Source organism: Nocardioides luti (assembly GCF_014212315.1).
Lineage (GTDB): Bacteria > Actinomycetota > Actinomycetes > Propionibacteriales > Nocardioidaceae > Nocardioides > Nocardioides luti.
On record NZ_JACKXE010000001.1, the window covers coordinates 3,418,846 to 3,430,331 of the forward strand.

At 71.5% G+C, this 11,486-nt stretch carries 12 protein-coding genes; 6 read left to right on the plus strand and 6 right to left on the minus strand.

Annotation, left to right across the window (positions count from 1 at the left end):
- Nucleotides 1-44: 44 nt before the first annotated feature.
- The gene (locus H5V45_RS16230) at nt 45-1,586 is read left to right on the plus strand and encodes a cellulase family glycosylhydrolase (RefSeq protein ID WP_185253888.1); all 1,542 of its coding nucleotides are present in this window, start codon (nt 45-47) and stop codon (nt 1,584-1,586) included.
- Here the strand turns inward: H5V45_RS16230 and H5V45_RS16235 are convergent.
- Nucleotides 1,538-2,224 carry a hypothetical protein gene (locus tag H5V45_RS16235; protein WP_185253889.1) on the minus strand — a complete coding sequence of 229 codons (687 nt, stop codon included), beginning with the start codon at nt 2,222-2,224 and terminating at the stop codon, nt 1,538-1,540. The genes H5V45_RS16230 and H5V45_RS16235 overlap by 49 nt on opposite strands.
- Nucleotides 2,221-2,559, minus strand: coding sequence for a hypothetical protein (locus tag H5V45_RS16240; protein WP_185253890.1), 339 nt, complete (start codon nt 2,557-2,559; stop codon nt 2,221-2,223). The genes H5V45_RS16235 and H5V45_RS16240 overlap by 4 nt, the downstream gene beginning before the upstream one ends.
- A 91-nt stretch (nt 2,560-2,650) precedes the next feature.
- On the opposite strand from H5V45_RS16240, the gene trpS reads away from it, so the two are divergent.
- Genes trpS through H5V45_RS16260 form a run of 4 tightly spaced genes read left to right on the plus strand, consistent with a single transcriptional unit; the run spans nt 2,651 to nt 5,593 of the window.
- A complete protein-coding gene (gene trpS / locus H5V45_RS16245) occupies nt 2,651-3,715 on the plus strand; it encodes a tryptophan--tRNA ligase (protein WP_185253891.1) in 1,065 nt (354 codons plus the stop codon).
- Between the two features lie 9 nt (nt 3,716-3,724).
- Nucleotides 3,725-4,261, plus strand: coding sequence for a 2'-5' RNA ligase family protein (locus H5V45_RS16250; RefSeq protein WP_185253892.1), 537 nt, complete (start codon nt 3,725-3,727; stop codon nt 4,259-4,261).
- Nucleotides 4,262-4,263: 2 nt separating this feature from the next.
- A complete protein-coding gene (locus tag H5V45_RS16255) occupies nt 4,264-5,331 on the plus strand; it encodes a YihY/virulence factor BrkB family protein (RefSeq protein ID WP_343061594.1) in 1,068 nt (355 codons plus the stop codon).
- A gap of 37 nt (nt 5,332-5,368) precedes the next feature.
- Nucleotides 5,369-5,593 (plus strand): SCO4848 family membrane protein, encoded by a 225-nt coding sequence (locus H5V45_RS16260; protein ID WP_185253893.1) that lies wholly within the window; start codon nt 5,369-5,371, stop codon nt 5,591-5,593.
- Between the two features lie 286 nt (nt 5,594-5,879).
- Here the strand turns inward: H5V45_RS16260 and H5V45_RS16265 are convergent, their stop codons facing one another.
- The 4 genes from H5V45_RS16265 to H5V45_RS16280 form a co-directional block, all read right to left on the minus strand.
- Nucleotides 5,880-6,623 (minus strand): succinate dehydrogenase/fumarate reductase iron-sulfur subunit, encoded by a 744-nt coding sequence (locus H5V45_RS16265; protein WP_185253894.1) that lies wholly within the window; start codon nt 6,621-6,623, stop codon nt 5,880-5,882.
- The gene (locus tag H5V45_RS16270; RefSeq protein WP_185253895.1) at nt 6,620-8,617 is read right to left on the minus strand and encodes a fumarate reductase/succinate dehydrogenase flavoprotein subunit; all 1,998 of its coding nucleotides are present in this window, start codon (nt 8,615-8,617) and stop codon (nt 6,620-6,622) included. The genes H5V45_RS16265 and H5V45_RS16270 overlap by 4 nt, the downstream gene beginning before the upstream one ends.
- Before the next feature lie 11 nt (nt 8,618-8,628).
- Nucleotides 8,629-9,330 carry a succinate dehydrogenase/fumarate reductase transmembrane subunit gene (locus H5V45_RS16275; RefSeq protein WP_185253896.1) on the minus strand — a complete coding sequence of 234 codons (702 nt, stop codon included), beginning with the start codon at nt 9,328-9,330 and terminating at the stop codon, nt 8,629-8,631.
- 77 nt (nt 9,331-9,407) lie between these two features.
- On the minus strand, nt 9,408-10,466 hold the full coding sequence (locus H5V45_RS16280; RefSeq protein ID WP_185253897.1) for a glycosyltransferase: 1,059 nt from the start codon (nt 10,464-10,466) through the stop codon (nt 9,408-9,410).
- Nucleotides 10,467-10,639: 173 nt separating this feature from the next.
- Here H5V45_RS16280 and H5V45_RS16285 point away from each other — a divergent pair, with 173 nt between their 5' ends.
- A complete protein-coding gene (locus H5V45_RS16285; RefSeq protein WP_185253898.1) occupies nt 10,640-11,455 on the plus strand; it encodes a hypothetical protein in 816 nt (271 codons plus the stop codon).
- Nucleotides 11,456-11,486: the final 31 nt, after the last annotated feature.

The following is an 11,486-nucleotide window of genomic DNA, read 5'->3' on the forward strand; positions in this document are numbered from 1 at the left end:
GGGCAAACCGATAACCCCGTGGGGCGCGTCGTCGTTGACCGGCCATGCGCCTCCTCGCCGCCCTCGTGGGCCTGCTGCTCGTCGCCGTGCTCCCGGCCACCTCGGTGGCGGCCGGCGACCCGCGCGCGGCCGCGTCCGGCTCACCCGCAATCTCGCCCTCCACCTCGGCCACGGCCCCGGGTGCGGCGGCTCCCCGGGCCCGGCCGCACGGCCGCTGGCTGCTCGACCCGCGCGGCCGGGTGCTGGTGCTGCACGGGCTGAACATGGTCTACAAGCGCGCGCCGTACGCCCCGGACGCCGAGGGCTTCGGCCGCGACGACGCCCGCTTCCTGGCCCGCCACGGGCTGACCACGGTGCGCCTCGGGGTGATCTGGAAGGCCGTGGAGCCGCAGCCCGGGGAGTACGACGACGCCTACCTCGCCCGTCTCGAGCGGACCACGCGAATCCTGGCGCGTGCGGGCATCTGGACGCTGCTGGACTTCCACCAGGACCTGTACCACGAGCGCTTCCAGGGCGAGGGCGCCCCGGACTGGGCGGTCCAGGACGACGGGCTGCCGGCCGAGCCCCAGGCCGGCTTCCCCTACAACTACTTCGGCATGACGGCGCTCAACCGCGCCTTCGACCACTTCTGGGCCAACGACCCCGGTCCCGGCGGCGTCGGGCTCCAGGACCGGTACGCCGCCGCCTGGGCGCACGTCGCGTCGTACTTCTCCCGGACCCCGCGGGTCCTCGGCCTCGACCTCTTCAACGAGCCGTGGCCCGGCACCGGCTGGCAGCAGTGCGCGAACCCCGCCGGCTGCCCGGCCTTCGACGCGCAGCTGCAGACGTTCACCCAGCGCAGCATCGACGCGATCCGCGCCGTCGACCGGCGCACGGCCGTCTTCTACGAGCCGCACGTGCTGTTCAACAACGGCGCGCAGACCCACGTCGAGCCGACCGGCCGGCGGCTGGCCTTCTCCTTCCACGACTACTGCCTGACCGCGGACGCCGGCACGGGGGAGAGCGGCGGCCAGGAGGGCTGCACGCAGTTCGACGACCTGGTCTTCGACAACGCGGACGCGCACGTGGCGGCGACCGGCGACCCGGCCCTGCTGACGGAGTTCGGCGCCACGAACAAGCAGTCGACGCTGACCTCGATGGTCGACCGGTCCGCCGCGCACCGGGTGGGCTGGCAGTACTGGGCCTACTGCGGCTGCGACGACCCGACCACGACGGGCCCCGGCAGCACCCAGGCCCTGGTCCTCGACCCGGCGAAGGCCCCGCGCGGGAAGAACGTCGACCACGCCAAGCTGCGCGCGATCGTGGTGCCCCACCCGCTGGCCGTCGCGGGCACGCCGCAGCGCTGGCACTACGACCGCGAGCGTCACGTCTTCCGCACGTCGTGGCGTGTCGCGCGGGCCGGCGGCCACGGTCGCTTCCACCGCCGCAGCCGTACGACGCTCGCCGTGCCGCGGGTGGCCTTCCCGCACGGGTACGTCGTCCGCGTCCGCGGCGGGCACGTGGTCTCGCGGCCGGGCGCCCGGGTGCTGGTCGTCGCTCAGGGCAGCGGCGTGGAGCGGGTGCGCCTGCTCGTGAAGCGGCGCTGACGCGGGGCCTCGGACCACGCGTCGAAGAGCACCTCGTTCGCGGCCTTGCCCACGACCAGCACCGAGGCCAGCACGACCCCGACCTCCTGGCCGGTCGCTGCGGCCGTGTCGACGACGAGCCGGCCCACCGCACCGGTGACGCCGGACGTCGCGACACCGGGGTCCCAGCCACGCGCGTGCAGCCGGTCGACGGACTCGACGACCAGAGCGGCCGGGGCCGCGGCCAGGACCACGGCCACCCGCCACAGGGTGCCCACCGGCTCGCCCGCGGCCTCGAGGAGCCCCCGTCCGCTGGCCCGCCCGGCGGCGTACGTCCCGGCGAGGAGGAGCAGGGTGTTCGCGACGGCCGTGAGCACCCCGAGCACGGTCCAGCCGTCCGCGACCACCAGCACGACGACGACGCCGACGACGCTCGCGAGCCGGGCCGCGATCGCCAGCACGAGGGCGTCGCCGAGGCTGCCGCCGCGGCGGGAGCGGCCGCCGGCGCGCAGGTAGTTGAGGGCCATCAGGGCCAGCACCTCGAGGGCGTAGGACAGCACGAGCCCCGCGAGGTCGAGGAGGCCGGTCGCGAGGAACAGCAGCGGCACCAGGTGGGTGAGGAACACGCCCGCCCTGGCCCGGGCGGCGGTCGTCGTCACGGGTCCACCTCGACCGCCACGTCGGTGACCCGGGCGGAGTCCCCGTCGCGCTCGAGGCGGCAGGTCACGGTGCCGCGGGGTCCGGGGCGGTCGTCGAAGTAGCCGTACACCCAGGTCAGCCGGATCGAGGCCCCGACGGCCGCGGGCTCCCCGACCTGGTCGACGGCACCGTCGGCGTACCGCTCGGCGAGCCGGGACTCGAGCGCGTCGTAGCAGCCGTTCTCGGCGTCGTACCACGCGCTGTCGTCGCCCTGGAGGCCCGAGCAGGCGGCCGCCACCAGCCACAGCAGGGTCGCGTTCACCGCCAGCGAGATCCAGACCAGGCGGCGGCGCACCGGTGCAGCGTAGGCGGAGGGACGCGTCGTGCACAGGCGGCCCACGACCCCACGCCGCCGGGCGGCGGCCGGATCGGGAAGAATGCCCGCCATGTCCACCACTGCCGAACCCGAGGTGCAGACGTCCGCGTCCTCCGCCGCCTCCGGGACCGCGCGACCGCGCGTGCTCTCCGGGATCCAGCCGACGGCCGACTCCTTCCACTTCGGCAACTACCTCGGTGCGCTGCGGCAGTGGGTGGACCTCCAGCGCGACCACCAGCCGTTCTTCTTCATCGCCGACCTGCACGCGATCACGGTGGAGCAGGACCCGAAGGTGCTGCGGGAGCGGACCCTGCGCGCGGCCGCCCAGCTGCTGGCGATGGGCATCGACCCCGCCCGCTCGGCGATCTTCGTGCAGAGCCAGGTGCCCGAGCACGCCCAGCTCGGCTGGGTGCTGCAGTGCCTCACCGGCTTCGGCGAGGCCCGGCGGATGACGCAGTTCAAGGACAAGTCCGCCAAGGGCGGCGAGGGGGCCGCCTCGGTCGGGCTGTTCACCTACCCGGTGCTGCAGGCGGCCGACATCCTGCTCTACCGCCCGCACTTCGTGCCGGTCGGCGAGGACCAGCGCCAGCACCTCGAGCTGACCCGCGACCTCGCGCAGCGGTTCAACCACCGCTACAAGAAGACCTTCCGGCTCCCGGAGCCCTACATCCTCAAGGCGACCGCCAAGATCGCCGACCTGCAGGACCCGACGTCGAAGATGTCGAAGTCGGCCTCGTCGCCCGCCGGGATCATCGAGATGCTCGACCAGCCCAGCGTGAGCGCGAAGAAGATCCGCTCCGCCGTGACCGACTCCGACGGCGAGATCCGCTTCGACGTCGAGAACAAGCCGGGCATCAGCAACCTGCTGACGATCTACTCCGCGCTGACCGGCGAGACGATCACCGCGCTCGAGGAGCAGTACGCCGGGCGCGGCTACGGCGACCTCAAGAAGGACCTCGCCGAGGTCGTGGTCGGCTTCGTGACGCCGTTCCGCGAGCGGACCCTCGAGCTGCTCGACGACCAGGCCCACCTCAGCGCCGTGCTGAAGAGCGGCGCCGAGCAGGCCCGCGAGGTCGCCCAGGCCACCCTGCGCGACGTCTACCAGCGCGTCGGCTTCGTCGCGCCGGGCCAGTAGGCTCGGACGGTGCCGACCATCGGAGTCGCCCTGGCCATCCCGGAGCCGTGGGCCAGCGAGCTCCAGGACTACCGGACCTCCGTGGGTGACGCCACGGCGACCATGATCCCCACCCACATCACGCTCGTGCCGCCGACCGAGATCGGCGAGGCCGAGGTGGCGCAGGTCGAGAAGCACCTGGCCGAGGTGGCCACGCTGGTCGAGGCGTTCCGCGTGCACCTGCGCGGCACCGGCACCTTCCGGCCGGTCTCGCCGGTCGTCTTCGTCACCCTCGTCGAGGGCATCTCGCAGTGCGAGCTGCTCGCCAAGTCGGTGCGCCAGGGGCCGCTCGACGTGGACATCGAGTTCCCGTACCACCCCCACGTGACCGTCGCCCACCACCTCGACGACGACGCGCTCGACCGTGCGTTCCGCGAGCTGGGCGACTTCGAGTGCGAGTTCGCCGTGGACGGCTTCCACCTCTACATGCACGACGAGTCCACGGGGTGGCGACCCACGCGCGACTTCCCGCTCGCCGCACCCGCCGCCGACCCCGCAGGAGCCTGACCGTGCCCTCCCTCAAGGAGCGCGTCACCGCGCCCCTGACCGAGGCGCGCCGCCGCCGCCCCTTCGTGGACCACCTGGTCCGGATGCAGGAGCACTACGGCTCCTCGCAGGCCAGCCAGCAGGCCGGCGCGGTGACGTTCTTCGGCTTCCTGTCGTTCTTCCCGATCCTGGCGCTGAGCTTCTTCGTCGTCGGCGTCGTCTCCCGCTTCTACCCCGAGGCCAACGCCAACCTGCGCACCGCGATCGACAGCGTGCTGCCCGGCTTCCTCGGGCCGCCCGACGGGGTCTCCCTCAAGGACATCCGCACCTTCTCGGGCTGGGCGGCCGTGATCGGCGTCCTGGGCGTCCTCTACTCCGGCCTCGGCTGGCTCTCGGCGCTGCGGATCGCGCTCGTCAAGGTGTTCGAGACGCCCGAGAAGGAGCAGCCGAACTTCGTCGTCGGCAAGCTCCGCGACCTCGTGACGCTCGGCACGATCGGGCTCGTCCTGCTCGTCTCGGTCGCGCTGACCGGCGTCGTGAGCGGCTTCTCCGACGCGGTGCTCGGCCTCCTGCACCTCGGCTCGCAGCTGGCCTGGCTGGTGGTCCTGGTGACGATCGTCGTCGGCCTGGTCGCCAACACGGTCCTGTTCTTCGCCCTCTTCCGGCTCCTCGCCGAGCCGCACACCCCGCGCCGCTCGCTGGTGCAGGGCTCGCTGCTGGGCGCCGTCGGCTTCGAGGTGCTCAAGCAGCTGTCCGGCGTGCTGCTGGCCTCGACCAAGCAGCAGCCGGCCTTCCAGGCCTTCGGGATCGCGCTGATCCTGCTCGTCTGGATCAACTACTTCACGCGGGTGGTGCTGTACGCCGCCTCGTTCGCCCACACCTCCGCCGAGGCCCGCGCCCAGCGGGTCGCGGAGCCGGCCACCCCGGTCGAGGGCCCGCCGTCACCCCCACTGTCCGCGCGGGCGGCCCAGGAGCTCGCGGACGTGCCCGTGGCCGGTGCGCCGCAGCGGCCCTGGCTCGGCCCGTTCGCCGCCGGCGGTGCCGCTGCGCTCGGGCTCGTGGCCCTGGTCCGCAGGCGCTCGCACGACTGACCCCCCGACGTACACCCCCACCTGGACGAGGAGTCCCATGCGCTTCGAACGCAAGCACGGCTGGCTGCTGATCGGCGTCGCCGTCTGGAACGCCGTCATCTGGCTGACCTTCGCCAAGAACCTCGCCGCGGCGCACGCGTCGGGGGAGGACCGCCCCACCGGCTACTGGGTCGCCCACTCCGTGCTGATCGTGGTCGACCTGGTCATCGGGGTCGTCCTGGGCCGCCTGGGCCTCAAGGCGCTCCGCGCCACCAAGGAGTAGGTCGAGTCGGCGCATCTGCACGGCTCACAGGGGTCGAGTCGGCGCATCTGCACGGACATGACAGCGAGTCGGCGCATCTGCTGGTGCAGATGCGCCGACTCGACCGCTTTCGGCGGTATCGCGTTGCTCGGTGGGTCTCGATACGCCGGTCGCGTCCTCCTTCCTCGGACGCGCGGCTACTCGACCTCCCTGAGCACTGCTGCGCGCTCGTGCCTCGCGCGCAGCGGCTCAGTGACGCGGCTACTCGACCTGCCTGAGCACAGCTGCGCGCTTCGCGCGCAGCGGCTCAGTGACCGTGCCGCATCGCGGCGTGCAGGTCCCAGTTGAGGCGGGAGATCACGTCGAGCGGGATCTCCTTGGGGCACGAGGAGGTGCACTCGCCGATGTTGGTGCAGCCGCCGAAGCCCTCGTGGTCGTGCTGGCCGACCATGTTCACGACGCGGCGGTCCCGCTCGGCCTGGCCCTGGGGCAGCTCGCCGAGGTGGGTGATCTTCGCGCCGAGGAACAGCGAGGCCGAGCCGTTCGGGCAGGCCGCCACGCAGGCGCCGCAGCCGATGCAGGTCGCGGCGTCGAAGGCGCGGTCGGCCTTGTCCTTCGGGACCGGGACGGCGTGGGCGTCCGGAGCCGCACCGGTGTTGACCGAGATGAAGCCGCCGGCCTGGATGACGCGGTCGAAGGACGACCGGTCCACGACCAGGTCCTTGAGGACCGGGAACGCGTTGGAGCGCCAGGGCTCGATGACGATCTCGTCGCCGTCCTTGAAGGACCGCATGTGCAGCTGGCAGGTCGTGGTGACGTCGGGACCGTGCGCCTGGCCGTTGATCATCAGGCCGCACATGCCGCAGATGCCCTCGCGACAGTCCGAGTCGAACGCCACCGGGTCCTCGCCGCGGGCGATCAGGTCCTCGTTGAGCACGTCGAGCATCTCGAGGAACGACATGTCCTCGGAGACCTCGTCGAGCTGGTAGCCGTGCATGGCACCGTCGGACGCCGCGTCAGCCTGGCGCCAGATCTTGAGCGTGATTCTCACTTGTAGCTCCGCTGCTTCATCTCGATGGCCGTGTAGACGAGGTGTTCCTTGTGCAGGACCGGCTGGGCCTCGTCACCCTTGAACTCCCACGCCCCGACGTAGGAGTACTCCTCGTCGTTGCGCAGCGCCTCGCCGTCCTCGGTCTGCGACTCGGCCCGGAAGTGGCCGCCGCAGGACTCCTTGCGGTGCAGGGCGTCGATGCACATGAGCTCGCCCAGCTCGAGGAAGTCGGCCACGCGGCCGGCCTTCTCGAGCGACTGGTTGAGGCTCTCGGCCGACCCGAGCACCTTGACGTTGCGCCAGAACTCCTCGCGCAGGCCGCGGATCAGGTCGATCGCCTTGCGCAGGCCCTCGGCCGTGCGCTCCATGCCGCAGTACTCCCACATGATGTGGCCGAGCTCGCGGTGGAAGGAGTCGACGGTCCGGTCACCGTTGATCGAGAGCAGGGTGTTGATCCGGCTCTCGACCGACTCGCGGGCCTCGACGACGGCCGGGTGGCTCTCGTCGATCTTCTCGAACGGGCCGTCGGCGAGGTAGTCGCGCACGGTGTTCGGGAGGACGAAGTAGCCGTCGCCCAGGCCCTGCATCAGCGCCGAGGCGCCGAGGCGGTTGGCGCCGTGGTCGGAGAAGTTGGCCTCACCGGTCACGAACAGGCCGGGGATCGTCGACGACAGGTCGTAGTCGACCCAGAGGCCGCCCATGACGTAGTGGACGGCGGGGTAGATGCGCATCGGCACGGCGTACGGGTCCTCGCCCGTGATGCGGGCGTACATGTCGAAGAGGTTGCCGTACTTCTCCTCGACGGCCTCCTTGCCCATCCGCTCGATCGCCTGGGCGAAGTCGAGGTAGACGCCGCGCCGGAAGTCGCCGACCAGCGGGCCGACGCCGCGACCCTCGTCGCAGACGTTCTTGGCCTGGCGGGAGGCGATGTCGCGGGGGACCAGGTTGCCGAACGCCGGGTAGATCCGCTCCAGGTAGTAGTCGCGGTCCTCCTCCGGGATGTCGCGCGGGTCCTTGTCGCAGTCCTCGCGGTTCTTCGGCACCCAGATCCGGCCGTCGTTGCGCAGCGACTCCGACATCAGGGTCAGCTTCGACTGGTGCTCGCCGGAGACCGGGATGCAGGTCGGGTGGATCTGCGTGTAGCAGGGGTTCGCCATGTAGGCGCCCTTGCGGTGCGCACGCCACGTCGCCGTGACGTTGCAGCCCATCGCGTTGGTGGAGAGGAAGTAGACGTTGCCGTAGCCGCCGCTGGCGAGCACGACGACGTCGGCGAGGTGGGTCTCGATCTCGCCGGTGACCATGTCGCGGGCGATGATGCCGCGGGCCTTGCCGTCGACCACGATGACCTCGAGCATCTCGTGGCGCGTGAAGGTCTCGACGGTGCCGGCGGCGACCTGGCGCTCGAGCGCCTGGTAGGCGCCGATCAGCAGCTGCTGGCCGGTCTGGCCGCGGGCGTAGAACGTGCGGGACACCTGGACGCCGCCGAAGGAGCGGTTGTCGAGGAGGCCGCCGTACTCACGGGCGAAGGGGACGCCCTGCGCGACGCACTGGTCGATGATGTTCCGGCTGATCTCGGCCAGGCGGTAGACGTTCGACTCGCGCGAGCGGTAGTCGCCGCCCTTGACGGTGTCGTAGAAGAGACGGTGCACGGAGTCGCCGTCGCCCTTGTAGTTCTTGGCGGCGTTGATCCCGCCCTGCGCGGCGATGGAGTGCGCGCGACGCGGGGAGTCCTGGTAGCAGAAGGACTTCACGACGTAGCCGGCCTCGCCCAGCGTCGCCGCCGCGGAGGCGCCGGCCAGGCCGGTGCCGACGATGATCACCGAGAGGTTGCGGCGGTTCGCCGGCGCCGCGAGGCGGGCGTTGAACTTCCGGTTCTCCCAGCGCTCGGCGATCGGGCCGGTCGGCTGCTTCTTGTCGATCAGCGGGGAGCCGTCGACGAAGTAGCCCTCGGCGTCGTTGGGCTCGTGCTCGGGGTGATTGTCCACTTGGGTCATGTCTGCCGCCCTTACTTGGTGATGACGCCGGCGAGGACGAAGACCGGCACGAGCGAGAAGCCGCCGGCGATGACCACCGCGACGATCCAGCCCAGGGTCTTCGCGTTGCGGCGCGCCTTGGCGTTGTTGGTCAGGCCGAGCGTCTGCGCCGAGCTCCACACCCCGTGGTGCAGGTGCAGGCCGAGCGCCGCCATCGCGACCAGGTAGATGAGGGTCAGCCACCACACGTCGAACGAGTCGACGAGCAGGTTGTAGGGGTCGTTGGTCGCCCCGCCCTGCACGTTCACCTTGCCGATCGTGAAGTTCAGCAGGTGCCACACCAGGAAGACCAGGATCGTCAGGCCGCCCCAGCGCATGAAGCGCGAGGAGAAGGAGGACGAGCGGTTCTTCTTGACGTGGTACTTCACCGTGCGGGCCTGGCCGCTGCGGCGCCAGAGGGCCACCGCCGAGGAGACGTGCACCACCAGCGACACGATCAGGACCGTGCGGATCAGCCACAGCAGCCCCTCGCGGGGCAGCATCGGCTCACCGATGGTGCGCAGGTGGTCGGCGTACTCGTTGTAGGCGTCGTGGCCGCTGAAGGCCTTGAGGTTGCCGTACATGTGCAGGAGCACGAAGCCGATGAAGATGAGGCCGCTGACGGCCATCAGGAGTTTGAGTGCGATGGTCGAGCGCGTCGAGCGCGCTCCCCGGACCAAGGTCGTCGTTGCCACAAGTGGCCACGCTACCTGCCGTTTTCCTTGCTGGGGGCGGCGGGGAGTGTGACATAGGTCCGGTTACCGACCAGTCGTCACGCCGCGAGGTGCCCGGCCCCCGCCGAGAGCGCCACGTGGCGCTCCACCAGCTCGTCGAGGGCGACGGTCCAGTCGCGCTCGCAGGCGAGCTGGCGGGCCCGGCAGCCGAGCAGGCTGCGACGGCTGTCGGCCGCCACCGCGGCGACCGCCCGGACCAGTCCGTGCGGGTCGTCGGGGTCGGCCAGGACCCCCGTCTCGAGGTGGCGTACGACGTCGGGTGCACCGCCCGCACGCGGGGCGACGACGGGCACTCCGCTCGCCGAGGCCGCACGCAGCAGGTGGCAGCAGGTCTCCTGCTCGCCGGCGTGCACCAGCACGTCCAGCGACGGCAGGGCCACGGTGAGGTCGCCCGTGGCGAGCGGCCCGGTGAGCACGACCCCGGGGAGGCGGGACCGGAGCCGGTCGGGCTGCGGTACGTCGCCGATCACCACCGGGCGGATGCCCGGGAGCGCGGCGAGAGCCGTCAGACGGCGTACGTCCTGGCGGGAGCGGACGCCGGCGACGCCGACGACCACGAGGGGCCCGCTGCGTGAGCGGGCGCGCGACCACCGGGTGTGCAGCCAGGGGTCGCGCAGCTGAGGGGCGAAGGCCGAGGTGTCGACGCCGGGGGTCCACAGGGTGGCCTCGGCGCCGAAGCCGGCCACGCGCTCGACCATCCACCGGGAGGTCACGAGGAGCGTGTCGGCACGATCGGCGACCTTGGCGCGCCAGTAGTCGGAGGTGAGGTCGAGGACGGGGGACTGCTCGACGACGAGGGTCGCGATCCCCAGCCGCCGGGCGTGCTTGAGGGCCTTGCGGCCGACGGCGCCGGGCGAGATCACCACGACGAGGTCGGGGGCGAGGTCCTCCAGCGCGGCGAGCACCTGGCCGCCGGGCTTCTCGAGCGGGCGGACCCGCACCACCAGGCTGCGGCGGTACGACGTCAGCCCGGGCCCCGGGGCGACGACCCGGACCTCGTGCCCGTCGTCGACGAACCGGTCGAGGACCGCCTTGACGGTCACGGTCGAGCCGTCGAGGGCGGGCAGGAAGCGTTCGGTCACCAGGGCGATCCGCATGCTCCGAGGATGGCCGCGCCCGGCGACGTACGACCCCGGCCGCGACGTCCCCGTGGTGACCGCCGGGTGAACTCTCCCCACGCCCGGGATCGGTGTGGCCCCTTTCACAAAGTGCCGTCAGTGTGCAGACTCACCCATGCACCGGACCCCAATCCCGGACGGCGGAGGTGGCCATGGCGTCGACGGACGCGAGATCGGCAGCAGGAGTCAACGGGCCCACGCGGGCCCGCATCGGCGTCAAGACCCTGCGGGAGGACCGCTGGTGGCTCGCCCCGGCCGGCACCTTCGTGGTCTTCGCGGCGTTCATCGTCTACTCGACGTGGCGGGCCTTCTCCGGTGCGAACTACTTCTCCGAGCCCTACCTCTCGCCGTTCTACTCGCCGTGCCTGAGCAACGAGTGCGTGCCGGGCTCGTCCGACTTCGGGCAGCCGTTCGGCGGCTGGCCGCTCTCGCCGGCGCTGCTGATCCTGGTCTTCCCGCTCGGCTTCCGGCTGACCTGCTACTACTACCGCAAGGCGTACTACCGGGCGTTCTGGCTCTCGCCCCCGGCCTGCGCCGTGGCGGAGCCGCACACGAAGTACACCGGCGAGACCCGCTTCCCGCTGATCGCCCAGAACCTCCACCGCTGGTTCTGGTACGCCGCGGTCGTGGTCGCCCTGGTCCTGAGCTACGACGTGCTGCTGGCCTTCGGGCCGGCCGAGGGTGAGTCCGACGGCATCCACATGGGGCTCGGCACGCTGATCATGCTGGTCAACGTCGTCTTCATCTGGATGTACACGCTCGGCTGCCACTCGTGCCGCCACATCATGGGCGGCCGCCTGCGCCACTTCTCCCAGCACCCGGTCCGCTACAAGCTGTGGGGCTGGGCCTCGAAGCTCAACGGACAACACGCCCGGTGGGCCTGGTTCTCCCTGGTCTCGGTGGCGCTGACGGACTTCTACATCTACCTGCTCGCGACCGGTGCCTTCGACGACCCGCGCTTCTTCTAAGGACTGAGCCAACTGATGGATACGACCCGCC